The sequence below is a fragment of the Nocardiopsis sp. YSL2 genome, from assembly GCF_030555055.1.
Lineage (GTDB): Bacteria > Actinomycetota > Actinomycetes > Streptosporangiales > Streptosporangiaceae > Nocardiopsis.
In genome coordinates, this window is sequence record NZ_JAMOAO010000001.1 from 5,404,870 (window position 1) to 5,425,763 (window position 20,894).

Below are 20,894 nucleotides of genomic sequence, written 5' to 3' on the forward strand. Positions count from 1 at the left end.
CACGACGTCACATCAGTAGCCGTTCATGTAGCCGTCTCCGTTCCCGTCACCGTCTCCGTTGCCGTTGCCGTTGCCGTCTCCGTCGCCGTTCCCGTCGCCGTTCCCGTCGCCGTTCCCGTCACCGTTCCCGTCACCGTCGCCGTTGCCGTCTCCGTTTCCGTCGCCGTCTCCGTTGCCGTCGCCGTTCCCGTCGTCGTCGCAGTCGGCCCTCTGGATCACGTTGTTGTCCAGGGTGACTTCACCGTTGCGAGCAAGCAGACGACCGTCGACCGTGGCACCCGTGTTCGCGCTGATCGAAGTCAGGGCCAGGACGTTCCCCCTGAAAGTGGAGTTCGTTCCCAGCGTCGCCGAGCTGCCGACCTGCCAGAAGACGTTGCATGCCTGAGCACCGTTGACCAGGGCGACTTCGCTGGCCGACCCGGTGATGAGGGTGGACCCGACCTGGAAGATGAAGGCCGCATCGGGATCGCCCTCGGCGTCGAGCGTCACGGTCCCGGTCAGTCCGAGAGACGAACTGGCGGCGTAGACACCGGGAGTGAAGGTCTGGCCCACGAGGTCACCGGAGACGCTCGCGGTGGCAGGGCGACCGGCGGCGTCGTTGTACGCGGTGGTCAGGTCGGACTGCGCCTGAAGGGCGACGGCGTCGGCGATGTGCACCGCTCCGTTGACGGTCCCCGGCGGGAATCCGGTCACCGCGGTACCCGGGTGCACTCCCAGGTCCCCCGTGATCACAGATGGCCCGGTGTTGGTGACCGTTTAACCGGCCAGGACCGCGAAACTGTCCGCGGTGCCGAGATCCACTGGTGCCGGTTGCGCCTGCGCGCCGGCCGGTGTGAGGCCCAGCATGGCGAGAGCCAGCAGAAGGGCGAAACCGGCCGCGGCCAGGGAAGTTGGAGGAGACCATCGGTATGCGTGCACGGACGTGGCTGTCATCTCAGAAACTCTCCTTGAATTAGGCATCCGACCGGAAAAGCAAATCAATATCGCCAGACACGGCCAGAGGTGCGAGATGGATCTCGGGCCTCTACCTACAGGAGGGGACTTTACACAGGCTGCCGGAGATATCCGCCTCGAATCGCCGGGGGAGGGGTGGGGGATCGCGCTCCCGTGGCTGATTCACCGATGGTTCTCGATGTGTGGATTCGGAGTGCTTTGAGCCGCTCCACTCCGAAATCCTTGGATATAAAGTTTTAACGGGTCCGCTGAAATAAACGAGAGGTACCAGAAAGTCAGGACGTAGGTCCTGGAAGAAAGAATCCCGTGAGGGTAATGCAGCCCACAGGTCCTTCGATCCGATCGGTGACTGTGCGGCCCGGTGCCTACAGGGGCATCTGCTCGCCCTCGATACCGGTGAACCCCCTGGCCCCTCCCGGGCCGTCGGAAGGGGCCAGGGTTTCGTTCGACGCCTCACCGTGCTACCGGGACATCACCGGTGCCCGTAGTACGCGGTTTCCATGAGCTCCTCCATGTGCGCCATGAGGGGCATCCTGGGGTTGGCCGGCGCGCACTGGTCGTTGTAGGCGTTGATCGCCTGCTCGGGAAGAGCCTGCAGGAACTCCTCCTCGTCGACCCCGGCCTTGGCGAAGGAGGGTTCGATGCCCACGGCCTCACGCAGGTCCTCGACGGCGCGGGCCAGCTCCGCCACCGCCTGACGGGGGGAGTCGGCCGGCAGGCCCACACTGCGCGCGATGTCCTGGAATCGCTCGGGCGCCCGGTGGGACTCGTACTTGGGCCAGCCCGTGAGCTTGCCGGACGGCGCCCCGTTGTACCGGATGACGTGCGGGAGGAGCAGGGCGTTCGTACGTCCGTGGGAGAGATGGAAGGTCGCCCCCAGCGTGTGCGACATCGCGTGCACGATCCCGAGGAAGGCGTTGCCGAAGGCCATGCCGGCGATGGTCCCCGCGTTGTGCATCCCAGCGCGGGCCTCAGGGGCGTTCTCGCCCTCGTTCACGGCCCGCTCCAGATGGGTGAAGACCAACTGGATCGCCTTCAGGCACAGGCCGTCCGTGAAGTCGTTGGCGTAGACGGAGACGTAGGCCTCGATCGCGTGCGTGAGCGCGTCGAACCCGCTGTCCGCGGTGACGGTCGGCGGCAGACGGGTCGCCAGGGTCGGGTCGCAGATGGCGACGCTCGGCGTGAGGGCGTAGTCCGCCAGCGGGTACTTGAGCCCGGTGTCCGGATCGGTGATCACGGCGAACGGACTGGTCTCGGATCCGGAGCCGGATGTCGTCGGGACGCAGACCAGACTGGCCAGGGCCCCGGTCCCGGGAAAGTCGAACACGCGCTTGCGCATGTCGAAGAACTTCCCGCGCATCTGGGAGAACTCGACCGAGGGGTGCTCGTAGAGCAGCCACATGACCTTGGCGGCGTCCATGACCGAACCACCGCCCAGGGCGATGATCGTGTCCGGTCGGAAGCGGGCCATCCTGTCCGAGCCCCGACGCACGGTCGGGAGGGCGGGATCGGCTTCCACGTCGTCGATGACGTCGATCTCGACGGGTGTGCCGCGCTTGCCGAGCGCGTCCACGACCCGCTGGACGTGGCCACGACGGCGGGCGCCCGCACCGGTCACCAGGCTCACCCGTTCCACGTCGCGCATCTCGGTGAGGTAGCGCAGCGAGTACGGCTCGAAGTAGATCTCCGGCGGAACCCTGAACCACTGCATGTTCGTCGTCCGGCGCGCGATGCGCTTGATGTTGAGCAGGTTCACGGCGTGCACGTTCCCCGCGAACGAGTTTCCGCCGTAGGACCCGGTGCCCAGGGTCAGTGAGGGGGCGAGGGCGTTGTAGATCCCCCCGATGCCCCCCTGGGACGTGGGCGAGTTGCAGATGACGCGGACCGCTTCGACCCTTGTGCCGAACCGCTCGCAGTACTCCTCGTCCCGGGCGTGCACGGCGGCCGTGTGCCCCAGCCCGTCCAGCGCGAGCACCTGCCGGGCCAGCCCGGTGGCCTCCTCCCGATCGCAGGCGCGGACGACGGCCAGGACCGGGCAGAGCTTCTCCCGTGTCAACGGCTCCCCGGGGCCGACGGCGTCGACGTCGGCCAGGATGACCGAGGTGTCGGCGGGTACTCGGAATCCGGCCTGCTCGGCGATCCAGGAAGCCGGGCGTCCGACGGCGTCACGGTTGAACTCGGCCTCGTCCGGCTGTTCGGTTCCGGCCTCGGCACCGAACAGGTAGCGCTCCAGCAGTGCCTTCTCCTCCGGAGTGGCCACGTGGGCGTTCAGGCCGCGCAGCTCCTCGGTGAACTCCTGCCTCACGCCCTCGTCCACGACCAGGACCTGCTCGGAGGAACAGACCATGCCGTGGTCGAACGTGTTGGACAGGACGATGTCGTGCGCGGCCCGGCGCACGTCCGCGGTTCGGTCGATGACGGCGGGGACGTTGCCGGCTCCGACTCCCAACGCCGGCTTCCCGCTCGAATAGGCGGCGCGGACCAGGCGATGGCCGCCGGTGGCGAGGATGACCGAGACTCCTTCGTGCCTCATGAGCTCGCTGGTGGCCGCGCGATCCGACCCCTCCAGCCACTGGACGCAGTGCTCGGGGGCACCGGCCGCGACCGCGGCGTCCCGGACGATCCTGGCGGCCCTCCTGCTGCTGCCGCTGGCCGACCTGGCGAACGAGAAGATGATGCTGTTGCGCGTCTTCAGTGCGATCAGCGCCTTGAACAGCACCGTCGACGTGGGATTCGTGACCGGCGTGATCGCGCAGACGACTCCGACCGGTGCGGCGACCTCGGTGATGCCCCGCAGATCGTCGGTACCGACGACGCCGGCCGTCCTCAGGTCCTTCATGTGGTGCGTCACGTGCTCGCAGGCGAAGACGTTCTTCACCGCCTTGTCCTCGACGACGCCCCGCTTGGTCTCCTCAACGGCGTGCTCGGCCAGGTTCGTGTGTTCGGCGAGCGCCGCCATCGAGGCGGCGCGGACGATCCGGTCGACCTCCTTCTGCCCCAGGGCCTCGAATGCGGCCACGGACGCCTGTGCTCTCTTCACGATCGTGTCGATCGTCTTCACTGATACGCCTTTCGTTGCAGTTTCGTGGCACGGCGAAAATCGCGCGCCACATGCGTGTCATGCCGAAGAAGACCGTTCAGGGAACACCTGAGAAAGTCGCAGGCGAGCGAAATGGATCGCTGGCCTCGACGGAATGAAGATCACCTTCACGCCATAGTGATGCGAGTGATCGGCATCACTATGGCGGCATCCCCGTAATATCTTGCCCCCGAACGGGTGGATCGCCATGTGATTGGCGCCACTTATGTGGCGACGTCCATGTGATCTCTCCCCGTGCACTGTCATCAATGCCCATTGCGTTAAGCGAAAAACGAACCTGAGTACCGTTTTTTTGGAGTGTATCCGTGAGGGAAGGCTGGGCTAACCATAAGGTCAGGCCGGTGTGTCCTTTAAAGGAATGAGTATTTCTCTGTCTGCTGTCTGGACGTCATGTGAGACAGAAGAAAGATGAGTTTCAGAAGGAGGATAAGTTGCTCATGTTCATGCTTTGCGGAGTCCCGTTGGAAGTCGCTGGCCTCTCGGAGATTTCTGGTCGGCGCGGTGGTGGTGATCTGGGTAACAGAAGTCGAAAACACCGGGAAAGCACGCGAAAGAGTCAAAGGCGGACATGCTGGAATTTCTCTGTGCAGACATGAGGCCCTGGCCGGCGTTCTCCCTCCGCTTTGATGCGCCCGGTGGTTCTTCATACTCGGGCGGACCCCTACGCTTTCGAGGCCGACGTCGAACGGGCGCGATACGCGCTCGGTGTGCGTCCGGTGAACCGGCGGACGTCGTGCGTGAGCGGGGCCTGATCGGCGTGTCGAGCCGAGGAGGCCACGTCGGAGGGGGTCCGCGACCGACCCGCGCGTATCAGCCCCAGAGTTCGTCGCGCGAAACCCTGCAGCGTCGCAATCCAGGGTTCGGCCGACCGGCTCCCCTAGAATCCGGGAGGAGACGGCCGAGCGCCGTGGCCTGGGAGAACGCGGCTCCGTCGCCCCTCGGGCCCCTGTGTTCCAGGGTCCGTGCACAACCCGGGCGCACGGCTCCCGGGCGGTCGCCTCGCGGGCCCACTGGGACGGGCGGCCGCGGTGTCCCGTCCTGCGTGCGGGGCAGGGGGTGTCATCCGCACCGCGGTGGCCGCCCGCCCTCGCGCTTCTCGTCCTCCTGCGTCGACTTCGTCATGACACGGCCGGTATGAGCCGGCAGAAGGAATCGCCAACCGAGAAGGGCCCTATGACCATCCGACCGCGTGCCGTCGCCTTCGATGTGCTCGAAACCCTGGTGGACCTGGAACCGCTCCGCGCGCGGTTGGAGGAGGTCGGCCAGCCCGGCCGGCTGTTGGAACCGTGGTTCATGCGGTTCCAGCGCGACTCGATGGCACTGACCCTCGCCGGGGATTTCGCCTCGTTCGACTCGGTGGCACGGCAGGCGCTGCGCACGGACACCGGCCACACCGCCACCGAGGCCGACATCGATCACGTACTGGAGGGTTTCGGTCGGCTGCCCGCCCATCCAGATGCCGAACCGGCGCTGCGCCGACTGTCCGAAGCCGGGCTCCGGGTCGGCTGCCTGACCGTCGGCAGCACCGAGAACACGGCGCGCCTCCTGGAACGGGCGGGCCTGGCGCGCCACGTGGACCAGGTGGTCACCGCGGAGAGGGCCGGAATCTGGAAACCCGCGCCGTCCATCTACCGCGTGGCGGCCGGAGAGCTGGGAACGCCACCGGGCGGTATGGCGCTGGTCGCGGTCCACGCCTGGGACTGTCACGGTGCCAAGCGGGCCGGCTGTCTGACCGGTTGGTGCGCGCGGTTGGAAGGCCGCTACGGTGACGTCTTCAGCGCACCTGACGTGAGCGGCCCCGATCTCGTCCAGGTGGCCGAACGCCTGCTGCGCCTCTCCTCGGGCTGATCCCCACCCACACCAGGGCGCACCGCTCCGGCGGGCGGTCGGGGCGAACGCCTCCGTGGAGAGCGGGGCGGGTGGGTTCCCGCGTCACCGACCACTGAGGAGGGTGGATCCATGCCCAGGAACGAGGACACGCCGAACAGGGTGGGCCGGGGGTCCGGTCCGAGCCGGGCGGAGCTGGAGGCGGCTCGGGACAAGGTGGTTCCCGACGTCCTGGCGGAAGACCTGGACGTGCTGTTCTGCGGTATCAACCCCGGCCTGGCGTCCGGGGCGGCCGGGCACCACTTCGCCAACCCGGGCACACGCTTCTGGCCGGCCCTGCACGGGTCCGGTTTCACTCCGCGCCGCCTGCGTCCGGACGAGGAACAGCAGCTCCTGGCCCTGGGCCTGGGCATCACCAACGTCGTGGAGCGCACCACGGCCCAGGCGAACGAGCTGAGCCGCGCGGAGGCCGTGGAGGGAGGGCGGAGTCTGCGGCGCAAGGTCGGGTCGTTCCGTCCCCGGTGGCTGGCCGTCCTGGGCGTCACCGCGTTCCGGGACGCCTTCGGCGACCGCGGGGCGAAGGTCGGGCCGCAGGCCATGGACATGGGGGACACACGGGTCTGGCTGCTGCCCAACCCGAGTGGCAGGAACGCGCACTGGCAGCTGGGGCCGCTCACCGAGGAGTTCGCGCGCCTGCGGCGGGCCGCGGGCCTGCCGGACCGGCGCGGCGGCCGGTGAGCGCGCGGCTCTGCGCCCCCACCCGGACCCCGGCGGTGGCCCCGGGTCCCGCGGCGCCGGGGCCCCTCTCACACGGTCTCGACGAAGGACCGGTAGGTGTCGAGCACACCGGGCGCGAAGAGCGCCCGGGGCCACAACAGGGCCGTCGCCAGGCCGACGGGAGCGGACTCCTCCGCCACCGGCCGTGCCATGGAGTGGGCGGCGTCGAAGCGCTCGACGCGCACGTTCCGGCCGAGGATCCGCGTGTAGACGCGTGCGGTCTCGTCGGCGTCGACGTTGCGGTCGTGCTCGCCGAGCATGAGGAGCACGGGGACCCCCTGGTCGGACATGGCCTGTAGATCGGCGGTCGCGTCGGCACGGAAGTTGCGGAGGGCGAAGTCCCAGCGCCCGGCGTCCATGGGGTGCGGGTCGGTCGTGCCCGCGAGGTAGGTGGCGTGGTCGGCGCCCTCCGCCAGCAGGGCTCTGGTCCGGTCGCTGTCCGCGACGGCCCTCTCCCGTTCGGCTTGGTCCGCGCGGGCGTGGTCGAGTTCCGACAGCAGGTGGTAGCGGCCCTGGCGCAGCCAGTTGACGGCCGGGGAGACCGCTACGACGAAGTCGACGTCGTCGCGGCCCGCGACGACCTTCGGCAGTACCCATCCGGCCTGGCTGGCTCCCCAGAGCCCGATGGTCCCGTGGGCCGTCTCCGGTTGTTCGGACAGCCAGTCGATCACCGCGGACACCTCGTCGGCGCGGTCGCCCATGTCCTGGTCGAGCCAGTCGCCGCTGGAGGCCCCGATGCCGGGTTTGCTCCAGGAGACCGTGGTGTAGCCCGCGTCGGCGGCGGCTTCCCACAGCGGCCGGTAGAGGCCGTCGTTGGCCGCGTCGACCGGACCGTCCCCGTGCACGAACACCACCGTACCCCGCGCCTCGCCCGTGTCGGGGGAGGCGAGGACCGCCTCCACCTGCCCTCCCGGCACCGGGATCATCACCGTTCGCTCGTCGAGTCGGTAGTCGTTGCCCACGACGGCCGTGGCCGCTCCGACCAGGAGGAGCACGATGAGGACGAGGGCCGGGGCCCGGGTGAATCCGCCCGACCGCCGTACATGTTTCGTTCTATTCACGTTCGTAGATTACATGATACTTTTGGCGCATGGACATGGCGGTTGACATAGGCATGGGTTTCAGCGAGGACGAACGGGCCCGCGTGGGCGGGTTGTACTGGGAGGCGTTTCGGCGGAAGCTGAGCCCCGCCTTCGCCGAGGACGGGGCGGGCAGGGAGTTCATCACCGCTGCGATGCGCCCCGACCGCGTCATCGCGGCCAGGGTCGAGGGGACGGTGACGGGTGTGTGCGGCGTCCACCACGGCGGACGCGGCGCGTTCGACCCCGCGTGGTCCGAGATGACAACGCGGCTCGGGGCGGTGGGCGCGGTACGGGCCCTCCTCGCCCTGACTCCGCTGCACCGCCGGGCACCGGAGGGCGTGCTGGTGCTCGACGGGATCTGTGTCGCACAGGACCACCGGGGGCGGGGCATCGGTTCGCTTCTGCTGGAGGCCGCCGACTCCTACGCCCTGCGCCACGGCCTGTCCGCGGTGGAACTGTCCGTGGTCGACACCAACCCGCGCGCCGAGGCGCTGTACCGGCGGCGCGGGTTCACTCCGGTGGGCTCTGCGTCCCTGGGGTTCCTGAGCGGGCTCTACGGCTTCGGCTCCTCCACCGCTCTGCGGCGCCTCCCGGACGGGGAGCGCGCGGAATGACGGGGGACATCGCACCGCGCACGGTCATCGAGGCGTTCCTGCCCATGACGGGGGACGTGGGGCTCGACCTCGTCCTGGACACGGCGAACGCGGCGGGCCTGCCCGACCAGCCCGTGCGGTTGGCCCTGCGCCGTATGGTCGCGGCCGGGGACGTCGTCCAGGCGGGGCGCGGGCGCCGGGGGACCGTGCGGCTCACCGAACAGGGACTGGCCCGCCTGGAGCGGGACAGGGCGGCTCTGACGCTCGCCGAGGCCCAGGACGCGGGCCGAGCCCCATGGGACGGGGTGTGGCGGTTGACCGCGGTCAGCCTGCCGGAGTCGCAGCGTGCGCGGCGCGACGCCCTCCGGCGCCACCTCACCGAACTCGGGGCCGCCACTGTGTCCACGGGCCTGTACCTGAGCCCCCACGAGCTGATGGACCTGCTCGACGCAACGGCCCGGGAACATCTCGTGCACGCCGAGGCCGCCCGGGTGACGGTGCGCGGGGTGACCGACTCGCGCGCCGTGGCCGAGCTGCTGTGGCCCGCCGCGTCGGTCGTCGACGGCTACCGGTCCCTGGAGGAGACGGTCGACCGGGTCGCCGCCGCCGCGGGCGAAGCGGAGGGCGTGCGGGTCCGGGTACTCCAGCTTCACCTGGCGGACGCGTTGGAGCAGGCGATGCGTCCGGACCCCCTCATCCCACTGGAGCTGCGCCCGACCCCCTGGCACCCTTCGCGGGTCCGTGAGGAGTGGCGGTCCGTGTGGAGGACGCTCGCGTCGCGGGCTTCCGACGGGGGCGTCTATCGGGGTTGGCCGGGCTTCTAGGGCTCGGCTCCGAAGCGCCCCTCCCGCGTATCCCGCCGCCAGGCGGTGGTGGCGGCGAGTGCCTCCGGAGGGCTCTGGGTGTTCCACGTGAGGGTGCCCTCGGAGCGTGCGCCGGTGGAGCAGCGGCCGCCGACCGCGCGACCGGCGTTCCGGTCGACCAGGGGTCCCTCGTCTCCGTCATCGCCGACGATGATCGCAGCGGCGCCGGGGCCGGGGCCGCCGGATGTCCGCGGGGTTCACGGTTGGCGGCCCGAGAGGACGCAGAACTCGTTGCCCTCCGGGTCGGCGAGGACGACCCAGCTCTCATCGCCGGCCTGGCCGACGTCGGCGTGGCGGGCGCCCAGGTCGAGCAGGCGGCGGACCTCCTCGTCCTGCTCCCTGTCGGTCGGATTGACGTCGATGTGGAGCCGGTTCTTGACGGTCTTGCCCTCGGGCACGCGCGCGAACGTCAACGACGGCGGCACCGGGCCGGGGCGGCTCCCGCCCTCGGGGACGGCGGGGGAGCCGATGGCGACGAACCCGTCCTCCTCGTCCACCTCCTGTACCTCGTAGCCGAGGACCGCGCACCAGAACCGGGCGAGACCACCGGGGTCGGCGCAGTCGATCGCGAGTTCGGTGAACTTGCTGGCCATGTCGGAGCCTCCCAGGCACGTGGCGCGTTCGCCGCTGGACACGGTAGCCGTCCCGTGTCCGGAACCCAACGGGTTTTTCGTCGAACGCCCCGCACACACCGTGGTGGTGTGGCATCCTGCTTCGTGATCGCGACGCATGCGAACCCCTGTTCGCCTGGCCGGTCGTGACGCGCACAAAAATCGAGGCCGCCCTGTGCTACCAACACTGGGACGGCCTCTGACCACCGATTCCTGCACAACCAGGAAGGCGGCTCGGAGTGAAGTGTAACTTCTCCAGCCCCGAAGTACAGGCGACTCCTCCCAATCGACCCGGCCCGAACCCCGATCCGGTCCCGGCCGGAAACGTCGGCCCCCGCAAGCGCCCGCTGCGCTCGATGCGCGCCGAGGGGTTCCACCCCTCGATCTGGGTCGACGACGCGCTGCGGGCCGGGCTGGTGCCCTCCCAGCGCGCCTACCTCGTCGCGAGGATCATCGCCGGCGCCGTCGACGTCGACGGCCGCTGGTGCTACCTGTTCGTGGACACGGTCCGCGAACGCACGGGCGGGCTCGCCAGCGCCTCCACCGTCAAGCGCGGCCTCGCCGATCTCGTGCGGGCGGGGCTGGTGCGCAGGCTTGCGCCGGAGGAGGCACGCCGGTTCTTCGCCGAGGACATCGTCGCCCGGCGCCGTCACGGCGACCGCCTTCCCACAGTGCTGGAGCTGATGGTCCCGGCCCGGGCCTACCCTGCGCCGGTCCTGGAGCGGATCAACCGGCAGCGAGCCGCGCTGGGGGAGGAACCGCTGACCGTCGGTTCCCGTCCTTGCCCGGGTGCGACCGCGACAGGTCAAATCGACCCCGGCGCCAGGTCACATCCACCCACAGACCCCTCTTCCATTCCACCCCTCTCCGACGAGGCCGCCCGGTCCGTCCGCGGGAGCCACACCACAGGAGGCGCGCAGGCGCGCGAGACGGCGGAGGCGCACGCGCTGGAGGCGATCGCCGACATTCCCACCGGGGCGCTGCGCGACCCGGGCGCGGACCGCGCCGCCCTGGCCCGGGCCGTCGAGCGGCTGGCCCAGGCCGGGCTGGACGCTGCCGCGCTGTCCGCTCTTCTGTCCGGAGCGGACACGTTGACCAGGCCCTTTCCCGCCCTCATGCGGCGCCTGGCGAGCCCGCGCTCGGCCCGGGACTTCCTGGACGGTCGCCTCGGCGCGGGGGTGCACCGGCCGAGAGGACCGCTGCCGATCCCGTCGCCGCGCGCGCCGCACGAAGGCGGTGACGACGTGTTCGACCGTCCGCCCGAGTTCGGGGTCGACGCGTCGGGAACCGCGCCACGCACCTGCCCCGAGCACCCTGGCGTGCGCAACGTCCCCGGTGGGCGGTGCCGGGCCTGCCAGGGGCCGTGCCGGAGCGTGCCCGGCGAACTCCTCCACCCCGAGCGTCCGACATCTCCGCCCGCACGGCCACCGGAGCCCGAGCCGTTCGACGGGTCGGCGCCCGTCGCGGGCGCCACCGCGGACACGGGTAGCGCCACCGGGCCCGGCGCCAGCACCACCCCGGACACCGCCGCTCAGGTCGGCACGGGCACGGCCCCCGGCGCGGGTACCAGCGCGGATGCCCAGACCATGGAAGTCGATCCCGTGCTGGCCGGGCGGCTGCGCGCCTCACTCGCCGAGGCGGCCGCGGCCTGTGGCCCGAAGCCGCCGGACCGCCCGGGCGATGCCCACAGCCCCGGGGCACGGGCGGTGATCGACGGTGTGCGCGGACTCCTCCGCAGACGGCGGGAGGAGGCTCCGAAGGGCCGTCAGGCGAGGGCGTCGAGGTAGACCCAGGCGCCGTCCTCGCGGACGAACCGGCTGTCCTCGCGCAGCTCGCCCTCGCGCCCGTCCTCGCGGTACACGGCCCGGAACGACACCGTGCCCTCGCTGTGGAACGGCGTCCCCTCGCCCGTGCCCAGGATCTCCAGGCGCACCCACTCCGTGCGCGGGTCCAGGTCGAGCGCGGCGGGCCGGGTGCCCGCCGCCCAGGTGCGCATCAGGTAGGCGGCGTCACCGACGGCGAAGGCGCTGTAGCGCGAGCGCATCAGCGCCTCCGCGGTGGGCGCCGCGGACTCGCCCCGGTGCAGCGGCCCACAGCACCGGCCGTAGGGGCGCGGCGAACCGCAGGGGCAGGGATCGGTGTCGGGCGGAGCCGTGGCGCGGCGGCGGGATCGGGACATGGGTCCATTGTGGCGCCTGGGAGGCGTGCACCGTTCCCCCTCGCGCTCGGGCCGGTCTCGTGCCGCCCGGACCCCGCCCGGTGCCAGTGACGGGTCAGGCGATCTTCTCGGGGGCGCGGTCGGCGGCGTCGCGCTGCTCGGGCGGCGTCAGGCGGCCCGTGCGGTGCAGCCACCAGTCGGCGACCAGGGTGCACATCGGGGGCACGGAGGCGGCCAGCGCGAGCAGGGTGGGCCACACGCCCCAGCGCAGCCGCAACGCCGCGAACAGCGTCAGCAGCACGTAGACGACGAACGCCCCGCCGTGGATCGGTCCGAAGATGTGCACACCGAGCTCGTTGCCGTTGACCAGGTACTTGAAGCCCATACCGACCAGAAGCCCGGCCCAGGTCAGGGCCTCGAAGGCGGCCACCGCGCGGAAGGCCATCGCTGTCAGGGTGGAGATGCGCACGCTGTTCCTCGAACTCGTGGGTGCCGGACACGACCGGCCCCGGCACGCCGTCGGCGGCCGGGACCGGTCCCAGGTTAGGCCAGGGCGCCGACCACTACCTCAGTGGCCTGCGCGATGAGGGCGTCGTCGTACTCGGCGTCCTCCTGGTCGCGGCCGGACATGACCACCAGGACGATCGGGTCGTCCTCGGGCGGCCACACCACGGCGATGGCGTTGCGGGTGCCGTAGCCGCCCGCGCCGGTCCTGTCACCGACCTCCCAGCCGTCGGGGACGCCGGCGCGGATCAGGTCGTCCCCGGTGGTGTTGCCCCGCATCATCTCGGTGAGGATCTCGCTGTCGTCCTCGGGCAGGACGTCGCCCAGGGTGAAGGCCTCCAGGGTGGTGGCCATGGCGCGGGGAGTGCTGGTGTCGCGCTCGTCACCCGGGGCGGCCTCGTTCAGGCCGGGTTCGCTCCGGTCGACGCTGGTGACGTCGTCGCCGATCTCCTCCAGCGCCGCGTCCAGTGCGTCGGGACCGCCGAGCTCCTCCAGCAGCAGGTTGGTCGCGGCGTTGTCGCTGTAGCGCAGCGCGGCGTCGCCCAGCTCGAGCAGGGACATCTCTTCGCCGACGTGCTGTTCGGTGATCGGATTCCAGTTGACCAGGTCGTCCTCGGTGATGGTGACCTCCTTCTCCAACTCCTCAGGCGTGGTCTGTTCGAGCAGGGCCCCGAACAGCGCCACCTTGATGGTCGAGGCGAAGGCGAACCGCTCCTCGGCGCGGTACTCGACGGCTTCGCCGCTGCCGGTGTCGAGCGCGTAGACGCCGAGTCTGGCGTCGAATTCCTCTTCCAGCCGCGCGAAGTCGGCCTCGGCGGCGCCCGCCGAGGCCGACGCCGTCGGCGACGCCGAGGGCGCGGGTGTCTCCGCCGCTCCGGGCGTCGAACAGGCGGCCAGCGGCGCCAGGGCCAAGGCGGCCAGCGCCGCTAGGGCCTTGTGTCGGGTCATGGGTACACGCATGGTGGGACTCCCCGTCCGGATTCGATCGGTGACGCTCAGCAGTCTCGCGCCCCTCGATCATGCTGTCCAAGACGCGAATGAGCACTCCCATGCGTTTCCGGCATAGTGTGTGGTGCATGGACCTCGTCGGGGCCTGCAGGGCCTTCGTCTACGTGAGCGACCGCGGCAGTTTCACCCTCGGCGCCGCCGCCGCACGCATCCCGCAGCCCGTGGCGAGCCGACGGGTGGCCGCCCTGGAGAAACACCTGGGAGCCCGACTGTTCGACCGCACCTCGCGTCGGGCGACCCTCACGCGCTTCGGCCGCGACATGCTGCCCTCCGCCCGCCGCCTGGTCGATCTGGCCGAGTCGATGGAGCACGACGCGCACCGGGCCCGCCAGGCGCCCTTCGGCCTGGCCGTCCCCGACGTGTGCCCCACCCGTGGACTCGCGCTACTGGCCGCGGAGGGCCGCCGCCGGGGCCTGCGCCTGGACCCGCGACCGGGCCCGCCCGGAGAGCGGGTCCACCTGCTGCGCTCGCGGGAGGTCCGTGCCGCCGTCCTCGCCGTCCCCCCGGGCGAGGCCACCTGGACGGTGCCCCTGGGGGTGGCCGGCGCGGTCGAACCCGCGGTGGCCGTCGCCTACGTCGAGACACTGCGGGTGGGCCGCACCGACCCGCCCGTGGGAGCCCGCAGGGTGTGGATCCAGCCCGAGGACGACGTCCCCCACATCCGCGACCCGCTCACACGCATCCGCGACGCGGTCGGCCTGCGGCCCGGACAGGTCGCGGTCGCCGCCTCCCTCGCCTCCGCCGCCGCCGAGGTCCTGGCGTCGGCCGACCTCCTGCTGTGCTCGCGCGGCCAGGCGGAGGAACTGGGCCTGCACTGGCGCCCCCTCGGCGAGATCGGGCTCGCACGCGGCTACGACGTGTCCGCCGACGACGCCGGCGACGCCGAGCCCCTGCGCGGTGCCCTGCACGAGCCGCTCGGCCACTGCCTGGGCACTCCGCAGACCATGGAGGAGGTCCGTTGAACGGCCATGCGCTGCTGCGGGAGTTGCGCGAGGAACTCGACGCCGGCGGGCTGGACGGATCGTTCCTGGTCCGAGACCTGCGCACGGGCGACGAACTCGGCATAGAACCCGACCTGGAGCTGCCGTCGGCCTCCCTGGTGAAGATCCCGCTCGCCCTGGCCGTCCTGGAGCGCGTGCACCGGGGGGAACTCGACGGCTCCACCCAGGTTCTCGTCCAGCCCGGGAGAGTGACCACGCCGGGCCCCATCGGGGTGACCCGGTTCCGGCACCCGGCCCGGATCTCGATCGACGACCTGCTCTACCTGAGTACGTGCCTGAGCGACAGCGCGGCGGCCGACGCCCTGTTCGAGCTCACACCGCCCTCCGAGGTCGCGGCCGTGCTGCGTCGGCTCGGACTGCGCGGCGTCACCGTCCGGCACACCATGGGCGAGCTCACCAGCACTCCTGCGGACCGCCTCTCGCCCGCGGAGGTCGACCTGGCCCACATCCTGGCCATCGGCGCGGGCACCCCCGGCCGGGGGCACCGGATCCCGCAGCTCGACATCACCCGAGCCAGTTCCGGGACGGCGCGTGCCTTCACCGACCTGCTCCAGGCACTGTGGACCCCCTCGGCGATCACGCCCGAGGTCGCCGCGCGGGTGCGCGAGCTCATGGCCGGGAACGTCCTGCGGCACCGGCTGGCGCCCGACTTCAGCTCCGACGCGTCGCGGTGGTCGTCCAAGACCGGCACCCTGCTCCACCTGCGCCACGAGGTGGGGGTGGTCGAGCACGCCGACGGGCAGGCGTTCGCGGTCGCCGCGATGACGGCCTCGCGCGTGCCCGCCTACAGCCAGCCGGGCGCCGAGGCGCTCATGGCCCGTGTCGCCCGCGCCCTGCGCGACCACCTGCGCGCCGCCTGGGCGTGACCCCCGGCACGCACCGGACGGTTCCGCCCCACCCGGCCGCGGGGATTCCTACCGGACCGGGGCCGCCGCCGGGCGTACACCCGCGGTGACGCCGGGCGACCACGGCAGCACCGGCCGGCGGTCCCGCACCGACAGGCCCGCGGCGTCCAGCAGGTGGCCCCGGTAGTCCGGCAGCCGGGCCCGGTACGGGGCCGGGGCTCGTGAGCCACCCGGATCCAGCGGGTCGCGCCCACGATTCCACACGGCCGGCCGCCGGTGCGGCCGGGGAGCCGAGTATGTGATCCATGACTCCGTGTGTAGGCCGGGAAGACTGTGAAGGTAAAACGTTTCAAGCTGGTCACCTGGGGATGTGCTTCCTAGCCAGGTGAGGAGATATTGACAGGTTGGGACGCACAACGATAACTTCTGCGAAGTTGAAATGAAACGATTCAATCGGCTTGCCCCGCCCACCCGCACACCTCACGGCACGCCGACCACCACCCGAACGGAGCCCCACCGTGGCACCCTCCACCGACAGCCGCGCGGACGTCCTGGACGTCCTCCGACGCCAGCACATCGAGCTGCCCTCCTGGGCGTTCGGGAACTCCGGCACCCGCTTCAAGGTGTTCGCCCAGCCGGGCGTGCCCCGCGACCCCTGGGAGAAGATCGCCGACTCCGCCGAGGTCCACCGCCTCACCGGCGTGGCCCCCACCGTCGCGCTGCACATCCCCTGGGACCGGGTCGACGACTACTCCGCGCTCGCCGCCCACGCCCGCGACCTGGGCATCGGCATCGGAACCATCAACTCCAACGTCTTCCAGGACGACGACTACAAGCTCGGCAGCGTCACCAACCCCGACCCCAAGGTCCGCCGCAAGGCCACCGACCACCTGCTGGACTGCGTCGACGTCATGGACGCCACCGGCTCCCGCGACCTCAAGCTGTGGTTCTCCGACGGCACCAACTACCCCGGCCAGGACGACCTGCGGGCCCGCCAGGACCGCCTGTCCGAGGCGCTGTCCGAGGTCTACGGACGGCTCGGCCCCGACCAGCGCATCCTGCTGGAGTACAAGCTCTTCGAACCGGCCTTCTACGCCACCGACGTCCCCGACTGGGGCACCGCCTTCGCGCACTGCCTCGAACTCGGTGAGAAGGCCGTGGTCTGCGTCGACACCGGCCACCACGCGGCGCACACCAACATCGAGTTCATCGTCGCCTTCCTGCTGCGCGCGGGCCGCCTGGGCGCCTTCGACTTCAACTCCCGCTTCTACGCCGACGACGACCTGATGGTCGGTGCCGCCGACCCCTTCCAGCTCTTCCGCATCATGTACGAGGTCGCCCGCGGCGGCGGTCTGGCCGCCGACACCGAGGTGGCCTTCATGCTCGACCAGTGCCACAACATCGAGCCGAAGATCGCCGGGCAGATCCGCTCGGTCATGAACGTGCAGGAGGCCACCGCCAAGGCCCTGCTCGTGGACGCCGACGCCCTGGCCGCCGCCCAGGCCGAGGGCGACGTCCTGGCCGCCAACGCCGTCATGATGGACGCCTTCAACACCGACGTGCGCCCCCTGCTCGCCGGACTGCGCGAGGACCTGGGCCTGGCCGCCGACCCCATGGCCGCCCACGCCGCCTCCGGCTACATGGAACGCGTCATCGACGAGCGCAAGGGCGGAACCCAGGCCGGGTGGGGCGCGTGAGCGAGTCCCGACCCCACCGCACAGCCGAGACCGACCAGGAGACCACCATGGCCGACTCCGTCATCGACGACCTCATCAAGCGCAGCAACACCCTGGGCGCCGACCCGCGCAACACCAACTTCGCCGGGGGCAACACCTCCGCCGCCGGCACCCGGACCGACCCCGTCACCGGCCAGCCCGTCGAACTGCTGTGGGTCAAGGGCTCCGGCGGCGACCTGGGCACCCTGACCGAGGACGGCCTGGCCGTGCTCCGCCTGGACCGGCTCCACGCGCTCGTGGACGTCTACCCCGGCGAGGAGCGCGAGGACGAGATGGTCGCCGCCTTCGACCACTGCCTCTTCGGCAAGGGCGGGGCGGCCCCCTCCATCGACACCGCCATGCACGGGCTCGTACGCGCCGCGCACGTGGACCACCTGCACCCCGACTCCGGCATCGCCCTGGCGACCGCGGCCGACGGCGAGAAGCTCACCCGCGAGTGCTTCGGCGACCGCGTCGTGTGGGTGCCCTGGCGCCGTCCGGGCTTCCAGCTCGGTCTGGACATCGCCACGATCGCCGAGGAGAACCCGCAGGCCATCGGCGCGGTCCTGGGCGGCCACGGCATCACCGCCTGGGCCGACACCAGCGAGCAGTGCCAGGCCAACTCCCTGGAGATCATCCGCACCGCCGAGGCCTTCCTCGCCGAGCGCGGCCGCCCCGAGCCCTTCGGCCCCGCCCTGGAGGGCTACGGCGCCCTGCCCGAGGAGAAGCGCCGCGAGCGCGCCGCCGCCCTGGCCCCGGTCATCCGCGGCCTGGCCTCCACCGACCACCCGCAGGTCGGCCGCTTCACCGACAGCGACGTCGTCCTGGACTTCCTCGCCGCCGCCGAACACCCCCGGCTGGCCGCCCTGGGCACCTCCTGCCCGGACCACTTCCTGCGCACCAAGGTCCGTCCGCTGGTCCTGGACCTGCCCGCCGACGCGCCGCTGGAGGACGCCGTCGCCCGGCTGCGCGAACTCCACGAGGAGTACCGCGCCGAGTACCGCGCCTACTACGAGCGCCACGCCTCACCCGACAGCCCCGCCATGCGCGGCGCCGACCCGGCCATCGTGCTGGTGCCCGGGGTGGGCATGTTCTCCTTCGGCAAGGACGCCAAGACCGCGCGCGTGGCCGGCGAGTTCTACGTCAACGCCATCAACGTCATGCGCGGAGCCGAGGCGGTCTCCACCTACCGGCCCATCGAGGAGTCGGAGAAGTTCCGGATCGAGTACTGGGCCCTGGAAGAGGCCAAGCTCGCCCGGATGCCCGAGCCCAAGCCGCTGGCCACCCGCGTCGCCCTGGTGACCGGCGGCGCGAGCGGCATCGGCAAGGCCATCGCGACCCGCCTGGCCGCCGAAGGCGCCTGCGTGGTCGTCGCCGACCTGGACGCGGACAAGGCCGTCGAGGCCGCCGCCGGACTCGGCTCGAACGACCTCGCCGTGGGCCTGGCCTGCGACGTCAGCGACCCCTCCGCCGTCGCCACCGCCTTCCAGGAGGCAGCCCTGGCCTTCGGCGGAGTGGACCTGGTCGTCAACAACGCCGGCCTGTCCATCTCCAAGCCGCTGCTGGAGACCACCGAGCGCGACTGGGACCTGCAGCACGACGTCATGGCCAAGGGCTCCTTCCTGGTCTCCCGCGAGGCAGCCCGGCTGATGACCGCCCAGGGCCTGGGCGGGGACATCGTCTACATCGCCTCCAAGAACGCGGTGTTCGCCGGACCCAATAACATCGCCTACTCCTCGGTCAAGGCCGACCAGGCCCACCAGGTGCGCCTGCTGGCCGCCGAACTCGGCTCCGAGGGCATCCGCGTCAACGGCGTCAACCCCGACGGGGTCGTGCGCGGCTCCGGGATCTTCGCCGGCGGCTGGGGCGCCCAGCGGGCCAAGGTCTACGGTGTCCCGGAGGAGGAGCTGGGCGCGTTCTACGCCAAGCGCACCCTCCTGGGCCGCGAGGTCCTGCCCGAGCACGTCGCCAACGCCGTGTTCGCACTGACCGCCGGGGAGCTGTCGCACACCACCGGCCTGCACATCCCCGTCGACGCCGGCGTCGCCGCCGCCTTCCTGCGATGAGCGCCGCGCACTCCGTCCACGCCGCGGTCGACCTCGGCGCCTCCAGCGGCCGCGTCATCACCGGCCGTCTGGAGGGCGGGCGCCTGCACACCGAGGAGGTCGCCCGCTTCCCCAACGGACCCGTCGCGATCCCCCGCGAGGGGCGCGACACCCTGCACTGGGACATCCTGTCCCTGTACCGGGGGGTCCAGGAGGGGCTGCGCGCGGCCGCCGAAGCGCACGGGGGACTGGCCTCGGCGGGTATCGACTCCTGGGCGGTCGACTACGGCCTGCTGGACGCCGACGCGGCACTGCTCGGCAACCCCGCGCACTACCGCGACGCGCGGACCACCGGTGCCCCGGAGAGGGTGTTCGAGCACCTGCCCGCCGACCGGATGTACGCGGTCAACGGCCTGCAGGTCCAACAGTTCAACACGGTCTTCCAACTGGCCGCCGCGGCGGGCGACGCGCAGATGGCCCTGGCCCGCGAGCTGATGCTCATCCCCGACCTGCTCGGGTACTGGTTGACGGGGGAGCGGGTCGCCGAGCTGACCAACGCCTCCACCACCGGGATGGTCGACGTACGCACCCGGACCTGGGCCGACGCGTGCCTGGACGCGCTCGAAGGACCGTTCGGGGTACCGGTGCGCGGTCTGCTGTCGCGGCTGGTCGAGCCGGGTACGGTCGTGGGCCCGCTGCGGGGCCGGGAGTCGGTGGGCGCCGCCGCAGGCGCCCCGCTGGTCGCCGTGGGCTCGCACGACACCGCCTCGGCCGTGGTCGCGGTTCCCGCCACCACCCCGAACTTCGCCTACGTCTCGTGCGGGACGTGGTCCCTGGTCGGCGTGGAGCTGGACGCCCCGGTGCGCAGCGAGCGGAGCCGGGCCGCCAACTTCACCAACGAGCTCGGCGTGGACGGTACCGTCCGCTACCTGCGCAACGTCATGGGGCTGTGGGTGCTGCAGGAGTCCCTGCGCACCTGGCGCGAGCAGGGCCGGGAGGTCGACCTGCCGGACCTGCTGCGCCGGGCCGCGGGGGTGCCCGCCCTCTCCTGCGTGGTGGACGTGGACGACCCGCGCTTCCTGCCGCCGGGCGACATGCCCGCGCGCATCGCGGAGCTGGCGGTCGAGACCGGGCAGCGCCCGCCGTCCGACGACGCCGAACTGGCCCGGTGCGTCATCGACTCCCTGGCCCTGGCCTACCGCCGGGCCGTGCGCCAGGCCGCCGAGCTCAGCGGTCGGGACGTCGATGTCGTGCACGTGGTCGGCGGGGGCGCGCACAACACCCTGTTGTGCCAACTGACCGCCGACGCGACCGGACTGCCGGTCGTGGCGGGCCCCGCGGAGGGTGCGGCGATCGGCAACCTGCTGGTGCAGGCCCGCGCGGTCGGCGCGGTGGAGGGCGACCTCGCCGCGCTGCGCCGGATCGTCGCCGCCTCGACCGAGACCCGCCGGTACGAGCCGTCCGGTGACACGCGGCCGTGGGAGGCGGCCCACAAGCGCCTCTGGTCCTAGGGCGTGCCCTGCCGCGCGCCGCTCCGGCCGAACGGCTCCGGCCGCGTCACCCGTGGGCCCCACCGCGTTCGCCCGGTGGGGCCCACGGGTTTCTCATGAGCGGGGCCCTCCGGCGCCGCCCCTCGTGGGGCTCCGGTGCAGGTGCCCGGGAGGCGGTGCCTGCCGTGCGCACCTCCCCCGTCGCTGGACCGGGACAGGCGGGGCCGGCGCTTCGGCCGGTGCCGGCGCCCAGCACCCACCCCGTCGTCGACGTCCGGGCGTCGTGCCGGCCCCGGGCGGGCACGATGACACGGGCCCGGG

The 20,894-nt window shown here is 71.6% G+C and carries 15 protein-coding genes and 2 pseudogenes; 10 read left to right on the forward strand and 7 right to left on the reverse strand.

Going from position 1 to position 20,894, the window contains the following annotated elements; all coding sequences use genetic code 11:
* Positions 1-12: 12 nt before the first annotated feature.
* Positions 13-744 (reverse strand): annotated as a pseudogene (locus M1P99_RS23890) (ice-binding family protein); the annotation flags it as partial.
* A gap of 682 nt (positions 745-1,426) precedes the next feature.
* Positions 1,427-4,018, reverse strand: a pseudogene (adhE, locus tag M1P99_RS23895) (bifunctional acetaldehyde-CoA/alcohol dehydrogenase); the annotation flags it as partial.
* A 1,209-nt stretch (positions 4,019-5,227) separates the two neighbouring features.
* On the opposite strand from adhE, the gene M1P99_RS23900 reads away from it, so the two are divergent.
* Both M1P99_RS23900 and mug read left to right on the forward strand, forming a co-directional pair.
* Positions 5,228-5,902: a haloacid dehalogenase type II gene (locus M1P99_RS23900; RefSeq protein WP_304454819.1), complete on the forward strand. Its 675-nt coding sequence runs from the start codon at positions 5,228-5,230 to the stop codon at positions 5,900-5,902.
* A 111-nt stretch (positions 5,903-6,013) separates the two neighbouring features.
* Complete coding sequence (gene mug / locus M1P99_RS23905; RefSeq protein WP_304454820.1) at positions 6,014-6,619, forward strand: G/U mismatch-specific DNA glycosylase; 606 nt, start codon at positions 6,014-6,016, stop codon at positions 6,617-6,619.
* 68 nt (positions 6,620-6,687) lie between these two features.
* Here mug and M1P99_RS23910 read toward each other — a convergent pair whose 3' ends face one another.
* Positions 6,688-7,719 carry a S9 family peptidase gene (locus M1P99_RS23910; protein ID WP_304454821.1) on the reverse strand — a complete coding sequence of 344 codons (1,032 nt, stop codon included), beginning with the start codon at positions 7,717-7,719 and terminating at the stop codon, positions 6,688-6,690.
* A 29-nt stretch (positions 7,720-7,748) separates the two neighbouring features.
* Between M1P99_RS23910 and M1P99_RS23915 the strand changes: the two genes are divergently transcribed.
* Together M1P99_RS23915 and M1P99_RS23920 are read left to right on the forward strand one after the other, a co-directional pair.
* The gene (locus M1P99_RS23915) at positions 7,749-8,354 is read left to right on the forward strand and encodes a GNAT family N-acetyltransferase (RefSeq protein WP_304454822.1); all 606 of its coding nucleotides are present in this window, start codon (positions 7,749-7,751) and stop codon (positions 8,352-8,354) included.
* The gene (locus M1P99_RS23920) at positions 8,351-9,157 is read left to right on the forward strand and encodes a PaaX family transcriptional regulator (protein ID WP_304454823.1); all 807 of its coding nucleotides are present in this window, start codon (positions 8,351-8,353) and stop codon (positions 9,155-9,157) included. The genes M1P99_RS23915 and M1P99_RS23920 overlap by 4 nt, the downstream gene beginning before the upstream one ends.
* Positions 9,158-9,393: 236 nt before the next feature.
* On the opposite strand, the gene M1P99_RS23925 is transcribed toward M1P99_RS23920, so the two are convergent.
* Positions 9,394-9,789 (reverse strand): VOC family protein, encoded by a 396-nt coding sequence (locus M1P99_RS23925; protein WP_304454824.1) that lies wholly within the window; start codon positions 9,787-9,789, stop codon positions 9,394-9,396.
* 257 nt (positions 9,790-10,046) lie between these two features.
* Here M1P99_RS23925 and M1P99_RS23930 point away from each other — a divergent pair, with 257 nt between their 5' ends.
* Positions 10,047-11,594 (forward strand): hypothetical protein, encoded by a 1,548-nt coding sequence (locus M1P99_RS23930; protein ID WP_304454825.1) that lies wholly within the window; start codon positions 10,047-10,049, stop codon positions 11,592-11,594.
* On the opposite strand, the gene M1P99_RS23935 is transcribed toward M1P99_RS23930, so the two are convergent.
* The 3 genes from M1P99_RS23935 to bla all read right to left on the reverse strand — a co-directional run bounded on the left by M1P99_RS23935 (position 11,573) and on the right by bla (position 13,417).
* The gene (locus M1P99_RS23935; protein WP_304454826.1) at positions 11,573-11,986 is read right to left on the reverse strand and encodes a YchJ family protein; all 414 of its coding nucleotides are present in this window, start codon (positions 11,984-11,986) and stop codon (positions 11,573-11,575) included. The genes M1P99_RS23930 and M1P99_RS23935 overlap by 22 nt on opposite strands.
* A 94-nt stretch (positions 11,987-12,080) precedes the next feature.
* Positions 12,081-12,434, reverse strand: coding sequence for a DUF3817 domain-containing protein (locus tag M1P99_RS23940; protein WP_304454827.1), 354 nt, complete (start codon positions 12,432-12,434; stop codon positions 12,081-12,083).
* 74 nt (positions 12,435-12,508) lie between these two features.
* The gene (bla, locus tag M1P99_RS23945; protein WP_304454828.1) at positions 12,509-13,417 is read right to left on the reverse strand and encodes a class A beta-lactamase; all 909 of its coding nucleotides are present in this window, start codon (positions 13,415-13,417) and stop codon (positions 12,509-12,511) included.
* A gap of 128 nt (positions 13,418-13,545) precedes the next feature.
* Here bla and M1P99_RS23950 point away from each other — a divergent pair, with 128 nt between their 5' ends.
* The 5 genes from M1P99_RS23950 (at position 13,546) to M1P99_RS23970 (ending at position 20,594) form a co-directional block, all read left to right on the forward strand.
* Positions 13,546-14,439, forward strand: coding sequence for a LysR family transcriptional regulator (locus tag M1P99_RS23950; RefSeq protein WP_304454829.1), 894 nt, complete (start codon positions 13,546-13,548; stop codon positions 14,437-14,439).
* A complete protein-coding gene (locus M1P99_RS23955; protein ID WP_304454830.1) occupies positions 14,436-15,344 on the forward strand; it encodes a serine hydrolase in 909 nt (302 codons plus the stop codon). Before M1P99_RS23950 ends, M1P99_RS23955 begins: the two co-directional genes overlap by 4 nt.
* A gap of 497 nt (positions 15,345-15,841) precedes the next feature.
* Positions 15,842-17,020, forward strand: coding sequence for an L-rhamnose isomerase (gene rhaI / locus M1P99_RS23960; RefSeq protein WP_304454831.1), 1,179 nt, complete (start codon positions 15,842-15,844; stop codon positions 17,018-17,020).
* 47 nt (positions 17,021-17,067) lie between these two features.
* Positions 17,068-19,104 (forward strand): bifunctional aldolase/short-chain dehydrogenase, encoded by a 2,037-nt coding sequence (locus tag M1P99_RS23965; RefSeq protein ID WP_304455813.1) that lies wholly within the window; start codon positions 17,068-17,070, stop codon positions 19,102-19,104.
* On the forward strand, positions 19,101-20,594 hold the full coding sequence (locus M1P99_RS23970) for a rhamnulokinase family protein (RefSeq protein WP_304454832.1): 1,494 nt from the start codon (positions 19,101-19,103) through the stop codon (positions 20,592-20,594). The genes M1P99_RS23965 and M1P99_RS23970 overlap by 4 nt, the downstream gene beginning before the upstream one ends.
* Positions 20,595-20,894 lie beyond the last annotated feature (300 nt).

Bases quoted from the DNA above. Each gene is read 5' to 3' on its own strand.
- M1P99_RS23915 (WP_304454822.1), top strand. From the start codon at position 7,749: ATGGACATGGCGGTTGACATAGGCATGGGTTTCAGCGAGGACGAACGG.
- M1P99_RS23935 (WP_304454826.1), bottom strand. From the start codon at position 11,986: ATGTCCCGATCCCGCCGCCGCGCCACGGCTCCGCCCGACACCGATCCC.
- M1P99_RS23950 (WP_304454829.1), top strand. From the start codon at position 13,546: ATGGACCTCGTCGGGGCCTGCAGGGCCTTCGTCTACGTGAGCGACCGC.
- bla (WP_304454828.1), bottom strand. From the start codon at position 13,417: ATGACCCGACACAAGGCCCTAGCGGCGCTGGCCGCCTTGGCCCTGGCG.
- M1P99_RS23925 (WP_304454824.1), bottom strand. From the start codon at position 9,789: ATGGCCAGCAAGTTCACCGAACTCGCGATCGACTGCGCCGACCCCGGT.
- mug (WP_304454820.1), top strand. From the start codon at position 6,014: ATGCCCAGGAACGAGGACACGCCGAACAGGGTGGGCCGGGGGTCCGGT.
- M1P99_RS23965 (WP_304455813.1), top strand. From the start codon at position 17,068: ATGGCCGACTCCGTCATCGACGACCTCATCAAGCGCAGCAACACCCTG.
- M1P99_RS23900 (WP_304454819.1), top strand. From the start codon at position 5,228: ATGACCATCCGACCGCGTGCCGTCGCCTTCGATGTGCTCGAAACCCTG.
- M1P99_RS23920 (WP_304454823.1), top strand. From the start codon at position 8,351: ATGACGGGGGACATCGCACCGCGCACGGTCATCGAGGCGTTCCTGCCC.
- M1P99_RS23970 (WP_304454832.1), top strand. From the start codon at position 19,101: ATGAGCGCCGCGCACTCCGTCCACGCCGCGGTCGACCTCGGCGCCTCC.